This window comes from Rhodococcus sp. C1 (genome assembly GCF_020809065.1).
Classification (GTDB): Bacteria; Actinomycetota; Actinomycetes; order Mycobacteriales; family Mycobacteriaceae; genus Rhodococcus_F; species Rhodococcus_F qingshengii.
The window spans coordinates 5541927-5557899 of the sequence record NZ_CP078080.1; the positions used below are offsets into that span (position 1 = coordinate 5541927).

The following is a 15973-nucleotide window of genomic DNA, read 5'->3' on the forward strand; positions in this document are numbered from 1 at the left end:
TCACGGCTTGAGGCGTCGTAGACCCCAGAGCGCCGGCAGGAGGAACAGGCCTGAAAGGATCAGGACGAGTGCAGCTTCCGTGAACTGGAAACGCCAGAACCGATCATCCGAGTGGTAGCGAACTTCGTAGTGGTCGACGCCGTGTTCCCGCAAACAGATCTCCATCTCTCTGTTCTGCTGCGCTGAGAGCACATCCATGCGGAGGTTGTACTCGGCGCCGGTCTCCTCCGGGCGCTGGTCGTACGGGTCCTCATCGCCTGATCCACCCCACGTGCACTCGTCGTATTTGACGTCGACCCAGTTACCTCGGAGGTCGACATATCCCTGCGCGAGTTCCCAATTGACCGCGGGGATACTGGTATCGCTCGAATAGTAGGAACTGAATCCGGCGACGGGTGACGTTCGGACACTCGGCTCGGCGTAATCGGGTCGTGCAACCAACTGAAATGCTGCCAGGATCGCAACAACACCGACCATCGTGATCGCCATTGCGCCGATCGAACTACGCACCAGCAAAGCCAGTGCTGCTCCGAGCATGAGTGCCATGAATGTGTATGCACCCAAGACCAGTCCGCTGGATTGAAAGAGCGGATACGACAGGTTCGATATCTCGACGAAAGTCGAACGCCCGGCAACAAATGCATACCGGGAGTTGTCCGGGAGAGATCGAGCCCATTGCAGTGCAAATCCGAGCAATGACGAAGCCACAGAAATCGGCAGGAAGACGATTAACACCCGGGTCCAGAACCAACGAGTCCGACTGACCGATTGAGTAAGCCCCAATACGTGTGTTCCTTGTTCGACATCCCGCGAAAACACGGTGACACCGATCAACACGCCGAGGAACACCGGCAGAGCAGTAGCAACCACTGTCGTCAGTGTGAGAGCAGTCTCTGCCGTGCAGATAGCGGTGATGTCATCGAAGCAACTGAGAGGCGATCCGAAGAGTTGGGCTTGTCCGCCGCTCTTGATGATCGCACCACTCGACAAGACAATGACTGCTAATGCCGCGAGGAATCCCAACGACACAACGAGCGATGTCCGGTGGTGCCGCCACGTAACCCAGATCATGCCGCCACCATCGTTTCTGCGCTCAGGTGCCCGAGCACCACGTCGTCGAGAGTTGCGTCGTCGATCACCCAGCCGGCCCGAGGGCTCGGACGGATTCCCTCCACCACGTGAGAATTCGACCGCACCCCCTTCTCGGTATGAATGACCGCACCGGCGCCGACCACGTCCGAGGGATCGCCGTCCCCGATCAATACGTAATGGGCAGCGATCAATTCATCCAACGGACCGGACAATCTCGCGTTTCCGCCGCCCAGCAGAAGAAGTCGATCCGAGACGTCTGCCAATTCGGAAACGATGTGTGACGACAACAGAACTGTGGTGCCGTACTCGGCAACGTCTTCGAGCAGAGTGGTCGCCACAGACCGCCGTGCCACCGGATCGAGATCCGCCAGAGGCTCGTCGAGTAGAAGCAACTGCGGCCTGCGTCCGAGCGCCAAAGCCAGTGCAACCCTGGTTCGTTGACCTGGTGACAGAGTCTTCGCCTTTGCATCGAGAGAAATCCCAGCGCGCTCCACCAGATCCAGAGCGTACTTCGCATCCCACTCGTCGTTGGTGTATGCGCCGAATCGAAGAAGTTCTGCAACAGTGAATTTGGGGTACAGGGGCTTGTGCTGAGCGAGGTACGACAGGCCTGGACAGATGCCGTCCTGATCCGGCGTGCTGCCCAGGACGGAGATCGAACCATGGTCAGGCATCGTCAACCCGACCGCCAAGGACATCAGTGTGGACTTGCCCGCTCCGTTCACCCCGACCAGGGCAGTGATGCTTCCTGTCGCGACCTCGAATGTGCAGGCGTCGAGCACCTTCTTCTTGCCGAAGCGCTTGTCCACGTCCTGCATCGTCAGTGCCAATTCTTGCGCAGTCATGATGTCTCCCCCTGCTTTCCGGACGGATCCGATTCGATGAACGTCTTCTCGAGCTCCAAACTCACCAACGCTTCGATGTCCGTGCGCTCGAGTCCGGCGGCCACGGCATCTGCCACCCAGCGGGCCAACTCGCGCCGTAGCGCAGAGCTTTCCGCCATACCGGGCTTGGCCAGGGACTTGACGACGAACGTGCCCAATCCGGGCCGCGGAGCAACAAGTCCGTCGCGCTCGAGTTCCTTGTAGGCCTTCAGGACTGTGTTCGGGTTGATCGCGAGCGCTCCCACGACGTCCTTGGCTGTGGGCAGCCGATCCCCGACTTGGAGATCACCGAGCCTGAGCGCCTGCTTCACCTGAAGGACCAATTGCACGTAAGTGGGAATGCCGGATCGGCGGTCGATACGGAAGTCGATCATCCGAACCCTTTCACTAGTTCATTAGTGGAATAGATATTTACCCTGCCTTGACCTCCCGGGTCAAGCCAGACGACCCCTGTAAAGTGCAGATGCCCCGGTTCACCGGGGTGCCACGCTGCTCGTGTGAAGTTCGGTGAAACCCCGGCACTGTCGACGCAACTGTGAATTCGCCCGTCACTACTCGAGGCGAACGAGTCAGGTCACCGGCCTCGTGGCGACACGATGGTTCTCGGACGAAGGACCGCTCGTGGCGCTTCGCCTCGCGGCCGCGCTGCTCGCGACCCTTCACCACTAGCGGAGGGGTGGCTGTGAGTACTCGGCCGACACGTAGATTCAGATCTGTACTTGCAGCACTGACGGTGAGCACCGCACTGCTTGCCGGTGCGTGCAGTAGCTCGACGTCCGATGCACCCGCAACCACAGCGGCCTCGGACGGCTCGTTCCCGGTGACTGTTGTTTCCGGTCCCACGGATTCCGGCACGGACATCACCATCGAGTCACGTCCGCAGTCGATCGTGTCACTCAGTCCCAGCGCCACCGAGACCCTGTGGGCCGTCGGCGCGGGCGATCAGGTGAAGGCCGTCGACAATCAGTCCGACTACCCGGCCGGTATCCCGGTCACCGATCTCTCGGGCTTTCAACCGAACGTCGAAGCCATCCTCGGCTACGCACCGGATCTGGTGATCGCATCGGATGACATGAACGATCTTGTCTCCGGGCTGCAAAAGGCGAAGGTGCCGACCCTCCTACTACCCGCAGCCACAAGCATCGACGACGTCTACGCCCAGATCGAGCGCGTCGCGAAGGCCACCGGCCACGAGGACAAGGGCACCGAAGTTGTCGACACCATGCGCTCGGACATCGACGCCGCTGTCGCCAGTGTTCCTGCGCGCCAACAGCCGCTGACGTACTTCCACGAACTCGACTCCTCGCTCTACACCGTCACGAGTTCGAGCTTCGTCGGGCAGATCTACTCGCTGTTCGGAATGAAGAGCATCGCCGACGCCGCGGGGCAGGGTGACTATCCGCAGTTGTCCGCCGAATTCGTGGTACAGGCCAATCCCGATCTCATCTTTCTCGCAGACTCCCAATGCTGTGGAGTGACAGCAGAATCCGTCGCCGCTCGACCCGGGTGGAGCGGCATGAAAGCGGTTACCGGCAACCAGATCCATGTGCTCGACGAAGACCTCTCCAGCCGCTGGGGACCTCGTGTCGCCGACCAGGTGAAGGCCGTCGCGGCCATCGTTGCCCAAGTTCCCGCGGCCTGAGCACTCGATGATCAAAGCCGGTATCTCCCAACATCGGACCGCCGTTCTGCTCGGCGCCGCGCTCATTCTGTGCGCTGCCTTGCTGATCGGTGTTCTGGTGGGGCCGGCCGGATTGACGCCTGATCGGACCATTCTCGAACTTCTGGACGGAATACCCGGCATCCACCTCGATTCCGGCCTCACCGCAACACAGCAGGCCATTCTCTGGCAGATCCGGCTTCCGCGAGTAGTCCTGGGCGCGTTGGTCGGAGCAATGTTGGCGGTAGCCGGCGCCGCCTACCAGGGCGTGTTCCGAAATCCCTTGGCGGATCCGTATCTCCTCGGAGTTTCCAGCGGAGCCGGACTGGGCGCAACCCTCGCCATCGTTTCGGGTGGAGCGCTGGGCATGTTCGGAATTCCCATGGCCGCCTTCGTCGGTGGTGTGCTGGCAGTGTTCGCAACTTATTCGCTCGGCCGAAGCATTGGCGGGCCGCAGAACGCGGTAGTCATCATCCTCGCCGGTGTCGCAGTCGCGGCGTTCACGAATGCAGCACAGACTTTTGTTCAGCAGCGGTTCGACGATTCACTGCGCGAGGTCTATTCCTGGCTGCTCGGCGGATTGTCCACCGACGGTTGGTCGGAAGTTCTGGTTGTCCTGCCGTACGTTGCGCTGGCCTCAGCCGTCATCCTGGTACACCGACGCGTACTCGACGTGATGGCCGTAGGTGACGTCGAAGCCGCCAGCCTCGGCGTCGACCCGGCCAGATCACGCCTGGTGCTGGTGCTCGCCGCAACTCTGGGAACGGCGGCGGTCGTGAGTGCAAGTGGACTGATCGGCTTTGTCGGAATCGTTGTTCCCCATGCGGTTCGACTGGTCGTCGGCCCGTCGCATCGACTGCTTCTCCCCCTGTCACTCATGCTGGGTGCGGCGTTTCTCGTCCTCACCGACGTTGCCGCCCGCACGGTCATGGCACCGGCCGAACTCCCCATCGGGGTTGTAACCGCGATGATCGGCGCTCCGTTCTTCCTTCTGGTTCTGCGCCGCAGCCGGGTCTCGGCATGACCGACAGCGCAGTGTGGTGCCGCGACCTCCGAGTCAACCTCGGCGGCAAGGACGTCGTCGACGGCATCGATCTCGATGTGACACCAGGCGATTGGGTTGCCGTGGTCGGGCCGAACGGCGCCGGCAAGACAACCTTGATGCACGCCCTCGCTGGATTGATTCCGTCCACCGGTGAGCTCTCGGTCGGGGGACTGAGTCCTCGCAATTCCAGCCGCAAGGCTATGTCCGCCGTCGTCGCGTTGATGCCACAGCGTCCGGTAGTACCCGAGGGCTCAACGGTCAAGGAACTGGTTGCGCTCGGCCGCACTCCCTATCTACGACGCTTCGGAACCGAAACCGCTACTGACCGTTCGGTGATCTCTTCGGTGATCGAGAGGCTCGACCTCACCGAGTTCGCAGATCGACGAGCCACCGAACTTTCCGGCGGCGAATTGCAGCGCGTGGTCCTGGCTCGGGCACTGGCCCAAGAACCGCAGGTACTGCTCCTGGACGAACCCACCAGCGCGCTCGACATCGGTCACCAGCAGCAGGTTCTCGACTTGGTGGAGGAACTGCGTGAAGCCGACAACATCACGGTCATCGCCGCGATGCACGACCTCACTCTCGCGGGTCAGTACGGTCGACGAATCGTGTTGCTGGACAAGGGCAGCGTCGTTGCCGACGGCACTCCCTCATCGGTGCTGGAGGCAGACCTCCTCGGCCGCGTGTACGGCGCTCGGGTCGAAATCCTGGACCGGCCCAGCGGTCCCATAGTTGTTCCGATTCGGCAGGAAGGCACCCGCTGATGGAATTGGTGATGCTCGGCACCGGTGCTGCCGACGGTTGGCCGAACCCGTTCTGTACCTGCCCTTCCTGCCTGGCCGCCCTGTCGAGTGAAACCATCCGCGGGCACACTGCCGCCCTGGTGGACAACAGAATCCTGTTGGACTGTGGACCCGAAGTACCGCGTGCCGCGTCGCGATTCGGTCGCACGCTGGCACACGTCGAACACATCCTGTTGACGCATTCTCATTCCGATCACCTCGGCCCGATGGCATTGCTGTTCCGGTCCTGGGCCTCGCGCACCGAACCACTACAGGTTCTCGGACCACCCGACGCGCTCGATCTCTGCCGAGACTGGGTAGGCCCGGATGACCCGGTGACCTTCACACCGCTCGAGACCGGCCAGTCGATCATGTTGGGCACCTATCGTGTTCGCGCACTCGAAGCCGCGCACGAAGTACCCACCCTTCTCTACGACATGACCGACGCATCCGGAACCCGAATCTTCTGGGCCACCGACACCGGGCCTTTGCCCGAATCAACTGTCGACGCCCTTGCCGACGCGCGTTTCGACGCCGTCTTTCTCGAAGAGACCTTCGGCTACAAAACTGACCACGGCGCCGGGCACCATGATCTGCCGAGTTTCGCGGAGACGGTGAGCCGACTACGCAACTGCGACGCGATCACCGATCGAACCGACGTGGTCGCCGTACACCTCGGACACCACAACCCGGTCGAAAACGAACTCGCGGAAGCACTTCGCGTGTCCGGGGCGCGAGCGGTTCCGGATGGAGCTGTGCTCGAGATCGGGGTAGGACAGAGCCATCGAACTCTGGTCACCGGTGGCGCCCGCTCGGGCAAGTCCACTTACGCGGAGGGCCTGCTTGCCGGCTACCGGAACGTCACGTACATCGCCACCGGGGATCCGCAGGACGACGATCCCGACTGGATCGAACGAATTGCGTCGCATCGCGCGCGGAGGCCGCCGACGTGGACGACGGTAGAGACCTCCGAGGTCGCCGAAATTCTCGTGGCCGCAACAACACCGATCCTGATCGACTGCCTCGGCACGTGGCTGACCGCACGTCTGGACCGACATCAGGCGTGGGCGACAGAAGATCTCAGCGACGTCCACGCAGATATCGACCGGTTGGCCGACGCCTGGACCGCCTGTCCGGTTCCGATTGTCGCCGTCACGAACGAAGTGGGAAGCGGCGTCGTCCCGGACACGAAGTCCGGGAGACTGTTCCGCGATCTACTCGGTCTGGTGAACAGCCGAATCGCCAGTGAATCGGAGTCCGTGGTCCTGATGACCGCCGGGCTCCCCCTGAGCCTGCGCGTGTGACGTCAGAGCAATCCGGTGAGCTGACGCGCACAATCGAGTAGGAAACCGACCAACTCTCGATCCTCGTCCGTCACTCGCCCGCTCGCTCCCTGAACACACAACCCGCCGGCCACCTGGTCTGCGTGATCTCGAACCGGTACTGCGACCGCGGATCGACCCAGGCGACATTCCTGGTTCTCGAATGCAAAACCCTGCAGGCGAACAGACCTCAACTGCTCATACAACGCATCGAAATCACCGAGGGTGAACTCCGTGACCCGGCGAAGTTCCAAACCCGAAAGCAGCCGCTCGTCGTGCGCCAACAGAACCTTCCCCAGCGCATTCGCGTGAAGGTTCTTGGCCAGTGCCGCTATTCCGATGATCTCGTGATCCGGATCCTTGTCGACGAACCTCAAGCGCCCACCAGCGAATGAGGCGACGTGCAATCCGAACCTCGTGTGTGTCCGCATGTCCTCGACGCGCTCGTGCAGCGTCGGCGCCGGACCACTCGCCGACGCTGCATGTGAGAGCTCGGCAGTCCGACGCCCCAACGCGAACCCTGACAGGTCCGGCACCCGCACGAGAAAGCCTTCCGCCACCAGCAGATTCAGCATCCGGTACGCCGTGGCCGACGGAACGCCTGCAAAAGTGGCGATCTCCTTCGCGGTTGTTCCCGGTCCCAGATGAGCCACCGCCTCGAGCATCCCCAGCGCCTTCTGGACCGCACGCGGTTGTTGTCCACTGAAGTGGGTCTCGTCGCCGATCTGTTTGCCTGATCGTGGACCAGCGGTTGCACGGTCCGCGGTCACCGCCCATGCTCCGGCGAGTCACCCTCGGCGGTCCCACGATCCGGAACGAGTCGCCTTCGCCCGTCACCGTCGATCAGCAGAGTGCCCGCACCGGGCAACAGGTCCGCCGTCTCGACGCTGTCGAAAGCGCCCACCATCAGAAGGCTTTCCGGTCTGGCTCTTCGAAGCAATGAACTCCACACTGTCCCCGACACAGCAACAGCAAGAGCAGCGATCGGCAGTGCCCACATCCCGTGAACCGCACCGTCGAGAACGATGTAGACCAATAGACCGGCACCGGCGACGCTCACGGACACAGTGCATATCCGGGTCAGCGAAGTATGTTCCCCGATTCGGCGCAAGAACTTCCACGAAGCAAAGGCCACCAGCGTGTAAGCGCAGACCAACGCGGTCTCCACCACGCCGTCGAAGGATCCCGAATCGTCGCGAACCGTATCCGAATAGATGAATACGCCCGCCGCACTTACCGCGACGAACGCAAGTACCGCAACGTACGGGGTGCGGAACCGTCTGTGTACGCGAGCGAGCGGCGCAGGCAGTACCCGTTCGATCCCCATCGAGTACAACAACCGCGAACCCGCCTGCGCACAACCGAGAGTGGATGCGAACCAGGAACACGTCATTCCGATCTTGACTGCCAGAACCACTTCCGCGCTGGCTCCGGATGCCGTTCCTTCGAAGTACGCTCCGACGATCGTTGCGCCGTGGCCGGTCATCGCCGCCCAGGCCGCAAAAACGAAGAGGACCCCGCAGATGATCGGCGAAATGAGAACCGTGCGTGTGACGCTGATGAGTGGTCGTTTCGCTTCCGGGCCGAAGAAGGCCGAGCTTTCGAAGCCCGCCATGCTGAGCACCGTCAGCATCGCGAGAAACGGAACTGCACTCAGCGACGGATTCGGCAGGGCAACAGCAGTTGTCGTGTCACTGTGCGTCGCCAGCATGACCACGACGATGAGAATCAACGAGCACGCTTCGACGACCAGGATCGCTCGGGTGGCGAACCGGACGCCTCGCACTGCAATCCACGCGACGGCCAGGGCAATCGCCACCGTCGTGATCACCGTCGCGGCAGGCCCTCGCACGTCGGGGCCGACAATGGCGATGGTATCGAGCAGACTCGGAACTGCCTGCGAGAAAACCGAAACCGAGATTCCGAGATACCCGAGTACCAGTGCGGCACCCGCCGTCAGTGTCGCCCGGATACCGGAGCCTTGGAAGACGAAGCTGTACAACGATCCTGCTGCGGCCAGTCTCCGCGTGAACTGAGTGATGCAGAACGCAACGAGAAACACCGCCGAAGTTGTCGCAGCAATCGCAGCCAACCCGACGTAGCCGGGACTGTAGGTGATCATCCACAGGGCGATGAACACCATTCCCGTTGCCGGAGCGATCGTGGAAAGTGATTGCCCCAACAGGTCGATCGGGGTCAGACGTCCTCGTCCGAGACCACGGAGCGGGGAGAACACGGGCTCACTGTGTTGATCCGCATTCTGCGCTCGCGTGATCGCCGCACGCAGTGCCGCACTCACGGCCATGTGTCACCGTCCGTCGCGTCCAGGCCCGAACCTACGAGCGAATTGTCAGAATTCGGTCAAGTTAGTCCGCTTATGTTTCCGCGCAGTTTCCACGATGGCGCGCACAGAACTTTCAAGTGAGAATCCGACTCTGTTTCCCACCCAGCGTCATGCCGGATCAAGGGCGGCCGACGGTATCCGTCCCCTCCGGGAGCACCTTGACCTGCGAGTTCTCCGATTCTCACACGACAACTGCTCTCTCAGTTGCACCTCGTCCAGGCGTAGCGCGGTCGACGCGGGTTCGCAGCATCGCCCGTACAGGATGTGTCCCACACACCACCGGCACTACCCGAGAAGAACGGAGGAAGCATGCACTTGGTCAGCGCCACCACTTCGGCGATCATCGGATTTGTTCTCCTGCTCGCCGGCATTCCCAAGCTGAACGACCACGACGGGGTCCTTCGTTCGGTGCGCGGATACAAAGTGTTGCCGGTGCGACTCGAAGTACCGATCGCTCGTATCCTTCCCGTCGCGGAAACCGTCGTAGGCATCCTCCTGGTTCTCGGCGTGGCCCATCGCCTGGCCGCCTTGGTTGCTGCCGTCATGTTCGCGTCGTTCTTCACGGGCCTCACGATCAACCTCCTGCGTGGGCGACGCGATCTGGACTGCGGATGTTTTGCATTCGGAGTCGGCGAGATTCCGCGTATCGGATGGTTCCACGCCGTTCGCGCCGGAACACTCGCGGTGATCGCTGTGGCACTGTCGGTCACCTCCGGACAGGGTGAGATCGGCGTCCAGGCCGTGGCGGCGACCTCCGGATTCCTCTTTGTCCTGGCTGGAGTTGCTCTCGCACAGATTCGTTCGGTGGTCCACCTCGGGCGACGCCCAGTCGACGACTATCTGTCGAGCGCCTCCATCCGCCTCCGAACCGCCGAAACCGCGTCCCGGTACGGCTCGTGAACTCACATCCCCACCACTGAAAACTCGAAGGCAGGACTACCACGATGACCACTTTCCTCCTTGTCGCGACAGTGATCCTGGTGATCGCCGTAGCCGTACTGTTCTTGATGGTTCTTGCTCTGGCTCGTGAAATCGGCCGCGTACAAGTACGTCTCGGACCTCTCGGTGCCCGGATGATGGATACCGGGCCCAAGGTCGAACAGGCCGGCCCGTCGTTTGCCGGTCTCATCGATCAGGAAGGACGGACCGTCGGAGTCGGTGGTCACCGCGACAAACCTCAACTCCTGCTGTTCACAGCACCGAGTTGCTCGACGTGCAAGAGCCTTCTTCCCGGCGTAAGGGCAATGGCCCGAGCCGAATCGGATCTCGACGTGATCATCATCTCCGACGGAACACCCGAAGAGCATCGCGAGTTCCTGGCCGGCAGCGGGATCGGTTCCGAGCTCAGTTACATCGACGCTCGAGACGTCGGTATCGCATACCAGGTGGGCACCACTCCGTACGGCGTGATTCTCGACGAGCACGGCAAGATCCGAGGAAAGGGCCTGTGCAATCACATGGCTCAGGTGGAAAGCCTCCTCAATGCGCTCGAATCCGGCACCCCCTCACTCCAGCACCTTCATGCCCAGGCGAAATCCGGCAGCGCGGCCTGATCTTCCTGCACAGTTCGATCCTCTTCACGAATCAGGAGAAAATCGTTGGACGACAATGAATTCCCGCAGCACAACATGACGGAGAATCGATATCCCGTCGACGAGGCGACAGTTCAGGCCCAGGCCGAATGGATGGCGGGCCAGGGCGGTTCGCTTACCAGCCGAACCGGACGTAAACTCTCCGAACGAGTTTCGCGGCGATCCATGATCAGTCGGATCGGCAAGTGGACCATGGGTGTGTCAGGAGTGGCACTGATCAGCACACTTCCCGTGACACGTAGTGCCTTCGCCCAAGAGCCCGAGGTTCCTGCGCCGGCACCTGGCCCCGAACCTCTTGTCCCTGTCTACGACGGTAAAGATCCGGCCGAGTGCGAGTACTGGCGCTGGTGCAACATGGACGGAACGTCCTGTGCCGCATGCAACGGCGGCGGTGTCACCACCTGCGCCCCCGGCAGCAAGCCCGGCGCAGAGTTCTGGGTCGGATGCTGCACCAACCCTGATACCGGCAAGACCTATCTGATCGCCTACTACGACTGCTGCGGTGCACCTTCGTGTTCCAACGCATTCTGCGGCGAACCGGACATGCAGGCCGTGATGTACAACCCGGTCTCCGGAAGCTACGACCAGGAAATCATCTGGTGTGTCTCCGACGAGTCTCAGGCATACACCTGCACGATGGCGCCCATCATCGGTGAGGACTGCCAGACTCGACCGGCCGAGCGCCCCAAGGTCGGTGCCGGATCATGAGCAGTTCGCGAACCCGAAAACTGGCGCGCCCCGCCGTTGCCGTCATCCCACTCACCGTCGTACTCGCGCTGGCCGGTTGCAGTTCGTCCGACAACGACGAACCTTCCAGCGCAGGCGATGTCACCTATCCGACAGTTCCGTTCACTGCACCGGGCGAGGGGATCTCCCTCGGTCACGACGACCAGGAAATCGGCGACACCATTCCCGAGCCGTTGCACGTCGGTTCGATCACCCCGATCGCAGCTGACCGCTTGCTGGGCGTCGAAGGTGGATTCGGCCAACTCGAGCTCAGCGTCAACGTCATCGATCCGAAAACCGGTGTGGCCGAGAGCCGGATCACCGTCGGCCCGGGTATCTGGGATCCGGTCATTCACGGATTCGTCGGGGATTCCGCCGAGGATCCTGCGGTACTCGCTGCCGAGGTGTGGCGCCCCCGAGGTTCCCGCGGCGCAGCAGATTTCACGGTCAGCACTTACTCCGGAAACCTGCTGGAACCAGCCGAGGTCATGCTTCCGGACGTCGCACGCGTACATTCCCGTCCCGGCTCGAACGCCGTGACCTCCGACGGTAAGTTCTTCGTCACGTGGGACGACGGTTTGTACGGCATCAGGGTGGTCGACCTCGAGAAGAAGGAAGCGACCGGTGCACTCCAGATAGTCGGCTGCGGTCCGTTCACGTGGATGGTCGATCACGAACTGTACAGCGTCTGCGAGGACACCCGGGAACTGCTGCACGTCACGATCGGTGACGACGGAGTTCCGAAGGAAACCGCCCGAAGCAAGGTCCTACCCGAGGATTTTGTCTCCACCCGCAAGGTCACGTGGGCCTCGGAAGCACAAAAAGCCTTGCTGGTCAGTGAGAACGGCGATGTGTACGTCTTCGACTTCTCCAACGGACTGCCTCAGGAAGGTGTCAAGCCGATCGGAAACGCCGGGCAGGACTCCGGTCGATTCTCGGAGAACGTCATCAACGCCGACGCAACCCGGCTCGCAATCGCGTACACGGACACGGCTATTCATCCGGACTCTGCTCGGGGAGGCTCACTGGTCAAGATCGACTTGTCCGATGCAACGACCTTCGCCCCGGTGAAGAGCTTAACGCTTGCAGACCTCGGCTTGACAGACATCAAGAGCATGACCTTTTCCGTCGACGGCGCCACGTTCTACGTGCTCGGGACCGGACCTGAGGTCGAAGGCTCCGCTCCGCAGAAGATCGTGGGTTACAACGCGAGCACCGGCGAGCAGGTCAGTTCCGTCGATGTCTCGGGCAACGTCGGGGATGTCAGCGGGTTGATCACACCAGAAGTACTCCGATGAGTCGTCCCGGATCCGGTGTGGTGATGGGCCGGCGCCGCTTCCTGAGTTTGGGAGCACTCGGCGCCGGAGCACTCGGGCTCGGCGCAATGGGGACGATTGCCGGATGCAGTTCCACTGCAGCATCTCCGACGCCCACAACCGATCTCGACTACATCCTGCCCACCGACCCCGAAGTTGCCGCCGCAGAATCGGCGCGAGCCTGGAACGGGACCACCGCTGCGTTTGCCCTTGCCGCCGGATTCTCGACGGTAGATCTTGGCGGACGCCTCGTGAACACGTGGACGTACGGAGGCGCTGCGGTGGCTCCGGAACTTCGCCTGAAGTCCGGTGACCGGGTGAACGTCAGCGTCCAGAACGGCCTCGACGCCGAAACAACACTGCACTGGCACGGAATTCGAGTCCGCAACGACATGGACGGCGCGGCACCCACCACGCAGGCCCCCATCGGCGCCGGTTCGAGTTTCGAGTACAACTTCATCGCAACGGATCCGGGAACGTACTGGTACCACTCGCACAGCGGATTACAAGCCGATCGGGGGCTCTTCGGCGCCATGATCGTCGAGGATCCGAACGACATCACCGGGGCCGACGCCGATGCCGTTCTGGTGCTCGACGACTGGCTCGACGGATTGGGTACCACCCCGGATTCCGTCCTGATGGCCCTGAACCCGGCAATTTCGGGCGGGCACGGCGGTGGGGCAACAACTCCGGCGGAACACTCGGAAGCCGACATGTCCGTCGCGCAACAGTTGGTGAGCGGCGGACACGGTTCTTCCGAACCACTCGGCGGGATGACTCAACACATCGCGTATCCACTGCACTTGATCAACGGGCGGCCACCCAATGATCCTGCTGTCGTGACTGCAGCGCCCGGTTCGACCCTGCGACTGCGAATCATCAACGCAGCCGCCGAAACTCCGTACCGGTTTGCTGTGGCCGGTCACGAGATGACAATTGTCGCTACCGATGGCTACGACGTGGAACCAACTCCTGCCGACACCATCATCGTCGGAATGGCGCAGCGCTACGACGTGCTGGTGACGGTGAAGTCGGGAACATGGCCGGTGGTGGCGAAGGTCGAGGGCCGAGATGGTTATGCGTCGACCGTCCTACGCAGCACCGACGCGTTGGCGCTGGCGAACCCGGATGTGGGCGGAAACCTCTCGGAACTGGCCGGCCGACTGGTCACCGAAAGCGAACTCCGGCCCACGGAATCCGCACGGCTCGAGACGAAATCGCCTGATCGCGACTACCGCATCGAGTTGATCCAGGCCGGCGATCGGTACGTCTGGGGAATGGCGGGGGCCGATGCAGGCAAGCTCGTCATGAAACAGGGCGAACGGGTCCGGATCACGATGAAGAACGCGTCCACGATGTGGCACCCGATGCACACCCACGGCCACACGTTTGCGGTACCGGATTACGGCGGACTTCGCCGCGACACCGTCAACGTCCTACCCGGCACCGAGCTTGCCATCGAGTTCGACGCCGACAATCCCGGCGAGTGGATGTTCCACTGCCACAACGCCTACCACTTCGAGGCCGGCATGACGGCAAATCTGCGTTACGTCCGCTGACAAGTCGAAGAATGGAGAGAACACCTCATGAAGAAACTCGTTCCCGCTTTCCTGGCCGCGTGCGCTGCCCTGAGCCTCACCGCCTGCAGTAGTGATGCCGGTGCGTCGTCGGACGAACCTGCAGTCGTGATCGAGGTGAAGAACATGGCGTACACACCGGCATCGGTCACCATCGAGAAGGGACAGACCGTCGAATGGAAGTTCGACGACAGCGGACTCCCCCACGACGTGGTCGGCAACGGTGATCTCGACGGGAAACTGAAGAGCGAGTTGCTCACCGAGGGAACCTTCTCGTACACGTTCGACGACGCCGGAACCTTCACCTACCACTGCACGCCCCACCCGATGATGGTGGGCACCGTGATCGTTCAATAGTGAGGAGGTGGATCGTCGGCTTCGGCCTGGCTGTCGCGGCGTCGTGTGTCCCAGCTTGCGGCACAGAAGATCCCGTCCCCGATGTGGTGGTCGAGATCAGCAATGTTCAGTTCAGCCCGATGGACGTCACCGTGGAACACGGCGGCACCGTCGAGTGGCGCTTCGACGACGGTGGACTCCTGCATCTCGTGGAATCACCCGGCCTGTTCGACAGCGGTATCACCGGAGACGGAACGTTCCGGCACACGTTCGAGAGCGTCGGAGTCTACGAATATTCGTGCTCCGTGCACCCGTACATGATCGGAGTCATCACAGTGCTGTGAACTCTGGCTCATCACTTTTCGCTGCGACTTCGGCTCGACACTTTTCCTGAACCACAAACACTTCGGAGGATCTGATGACTACTGTTCTCTCACACGGCCCACTGCAGACCGACGTCCCTGACATCCGGCCGACCCTTCAAGGCTCGGTCGGCACCGCGACCCGTGTCAGCCTCGTCGCGGCGGGCGCCGCTGCGGGTGCCGGCCTCGCACTCGTGGCCACGCCATCTGCGACAACAGCTTTGACCACAGCTGTTATCGGCGCCGGACTGGTTACGTCGCTGGCCGCGAACTGGTCGACCTGCGGAATGTCCGTCGCCGGAGTTGTTGCCGCGCCGAAGCAAGTCGATCGGAAGGGATCCTCGACTCCCGTCCGCCGACTCGGCTGGCACGCTCTGGGTTCGGTCACGACGGGAGCCGTCACCGGGGCATTGATCGGCGCTCTCGGTGCGGCGATGTCCGGGTACGTGCCGATCGGCTGGGCGCTGGGCGTCTGGGCCGTCGTCGCGGTTGCATACGGGCTGCACGAGTTGGGTGCGGTGAGCATGCCGACTCCGATGCGGCGCCAACAGCTTCCGCGCCATCTGCGCCGCACGATGGCGCCCTGGAAGGTCTCGCTGATCTTCGGCGCGATCATCGGTCCGGGATTTCTGATCTTCATCCGCTCGAGTGCGTACTACCTCCTGGCACTCGGCGTCATGGCTTCGGGTTCACCGGCTCTCGGGGCGGCGCTGTTCACGGTCGTATCCCTTGGCCGCTGCATGCCCAGCCTCGCGGCAATCGTGCACACCAAGCGCGGTGGCTCGATGCCGGGATTCCTCTCGATCATGTGCGTCGTGGACCGTCGCGTGCAGAGCGTTACCGGCGCGGCATTGATCGCGTTGGGAGCATTTGCCGCCGCAGCACTGATCTGACTGTCGAGCTAGCACCCTGTACCTCGAGTGAACACACGCTCC

17 protein-coding genes are annotated in these 15973 nt (G+C 62.2%); 12 read left to right on the plus strand and 5 right to left on the minus strand.

The window, feature by feature from the left end; translation table 11 throughout:
- The 3 genes from KTR60_RS25570 to KTR60_RS25580 are packed head-to-tail and all read right to left on the minus strand — an operon-like array spanning window position 1 to window position 2350.
- Window positions 1–1071: an ABC transporter permease gene (locus KTR60_RS25570; protein WP_228401389.1), complete on the minus strand. Its 1071-nt coding sequence runs from the start codon at window positions 1069–1071 to the stop codon at window positions 1–3.
- Window positions 1068–1937: an ABC transporter ATP-binding protein gene (locus KTR60_RS25575; RefSeq protein ID WP_007729672.1), complete on the minus strand. Its 870-nt coding sequence runs from the start codon at window positions 1935–1937 to the stop codon at window positions 1068–1070. Before KTR60_RS25575 ends, KTR60_RS25570 begins: the two co-directional genes overlap by 4 nt.
- Complete coding sequence (locus tag KTR60_RS25580) at window positions 1934–2350, minus strand: GntR family transcriptional regulator (protein WP_007729675.1); 417 nt, start codon at window positions 2348–2350, stop codon at window positions 1934–1936. The genes KTR60_RS25575 and KTR60_RS25580 overlap by 4 nt, the downstream gene beginning before the upstream one ends.
- A 308-nt stretch (window positions 2351–2658) precedes the next feature.
- On the opposite strand from KTR60_RS25580, the gene KTR60_RS25585 reads away from it, so the two are divergent.
- Genes KTR60_RS25585 through cobU form a run of 4 tightly spaced genes read left to right on the plus strand, consistent with a single transcriptional unit; the run spans window position 2659 to window position 6767 of the window.
- Complete coding sequence (locus KTR60_RS25585) at window positions 2659–3618, plus strand: ABC transporter substrate-binding protein (RefSeq protein ID WP_020970983.1); 960 nt, start codon at window positions 2659–2661, stop codon at window positions 3616–3618.
- Window positions 3619–3625: 7 nt separating this feature from the next.
- The gene (locus KTR60_RS25590; RefSeq protein WP_019745569.1) at window positions 3626–4660 is read left to right on the plus strand and encodes a FecCD family ABC transporter permease; all 1035 of its coding nucleotides are present in this window, start codon (window positions 3626–3628) and stop codon (window positions 4658–4660) included.
- Window positions 4657–5445, plus strand: a complete 789-nt coding sequence (locus KTR60_RS25595) for an ABC transporter ATP-binding protein (RefSeq protein ID WP_058038267.1) — start codon at window positions 4657–4659, stop codon at window positions 5443–5445. Before KTR60_RS25590 ends, KTR60_RS25595 begins: the two co-directional genes overlap by 4 nt.
- Window positions 5445–6767 (plus strand): bifunctional adenosylcobinamide kinase/adenosylcobinamide-phosphate guanylyltransferase, encoded by a 1323-nt coding sequence (gene cobU, locus KTR60_RS25600; RefSeq protein ID WP_228401390.1) that lies wholly within the window; start codon window positions 5445–5447, stop codon window positions 6765–6767. The genes KTR60_RS25595 and cobU overlap by 1 nt, the downstream gene beginning before the upstream one ends.
- Before the next feature lie 2 nt (window positions 6768–6769).
- Here the strand turns inward: cobU and KTR60_RS25605 are convergent, their stop codons facing one another.
- Together KTR60_RS25605 and KTR60_RS25610 are read right to left on the minus strand one after the other, a co-directional pair.
- Window positions 6770–7555, minus strand: a complete 786-nt coding sequence (locus KTR60_RS25605) for an IclR family transcriptional regulator (RefSeq protein WP_228401391.1) — start codon at window positions 7553–7555, stop codon at window positions 6770–6772.
- Entirely contained in the window at window positions 7552–9090 is a 1539-nt protein-coding gene (locus tag KTR60_RS25610) for an APC family permease (protein WP_047271947.1), read from the minus strand. Before KTR60_RS25610 ends, KTR60_RS25605 begins: the two co-directional genes overlap by 4 nt.
- A gap of 348 nt (window positions 9091–9438) precedes the next feature.
- Here KTR60_RS25610 and KTR60_RS25615 point away from each other — a divergent pair, with 348 nt between their 5' ends.
- The 8 genes from KTR60_RS25615 to KTR60_RS25650 all read left to right on the plus strand — a co-directional run bounded on the left by KTR60_RS25615 (window position 9439) and on the right by KTR60_RS25650 (window position 15931).
- Window positions 9439–10029, plus strand: a complete 591-nt coding sequence (locus KTR60_RS25615; RefSeq protein WP_228401392.1) for a MauE/DoxX family redox-associated membrane protein — start codon at window positions 9439–9441, stop codon at window positions 10027–10029.
- A 44-nt stretch (window positions 10030–10073) separates the two neighbouring features.
- Entirely contained in the window at window positions 10074–10682 is a 609-nt protein-coding gene (locus KTR60_RS25620) for a redoxin domain-containing protein (RefSeq protein ID WP_019745575.1), read from the plus strand.
- Between the two features lie 75 nt (window positions 10683–10757).
- Window positions 10758–11429: a methylamine dehydrogenase light chain gene (locus KTR60_RS25625; protein WP_029256402.1), complete on the plus strand. Its 672-nt coding sequence runs from the start codon at window positions 10758–10760 to the stop codon at window positions 11427–11429.
- Entirely contained in the window at window positions 11426–12745 is a 1320-nt protein-coding gene (locus tag KTR60_RS25630; protein WP_228401393.1) for a hypothetical protein, read from the plus strand. The genes KTR60_RS25625 and KTR60_RS25630 overlap by 4 nt, the downstream gene beginning before the upstream one ends.
- Complete coding sequence (locus tag KTR60_RS25635) at window positions 12742–14322, plus strand: multicopper oxidase family protein (RefSeq protein ID WP_228401394.1); 1581 nt, start codon at window positions 12742–12744, stop codon at window positions 14320–14322. The genes KTR60_RS25630 and KTR60_RS25635 overlap by 4 nt, the downstream gene beginning before the upstream one ends.
- 27 nt (window positions 14323–14349) lie before the next feature.
- Window positions 14350–14697, plus strand: a complete 348-nt coding sequence (locus tag KTR60_RS25640) for a plastocyanin/azurin family copper-binding protein (protein ID WP_003940240.1) — start codon at window positions 14350–14352, stop codon at window positions 14695–14697.
- Complete coding sequence (locus KTR60_RS25645; protein WP_228401395.1) at window positions 14697–15020, plus strand: biphenyl 2,3-dioxygenase; 324 nt, start codon at window positions 14697–14699, stop codon at window positions 15018–15020. Before KTR60_RS25640 ends, KTR60_RS25645 begins: the two co-directional genes overlap by 1 nt.
- Before the next feature lie 74 nt (window positions 15021–15094).
- Window positions 15095–15931: a hypothetical protein gene (locus KTR60_RS25650; RefSeq protein ID WP_007729702.1), complete on the plus strand. Its 837-nt coding sequence runs from the start codon at window positions 15095–15097 to the stop codon at window positions 15929–15931.
- The last annotated feature ends 42 nt before the right edge of the window (window positions 15932–15973 follow it).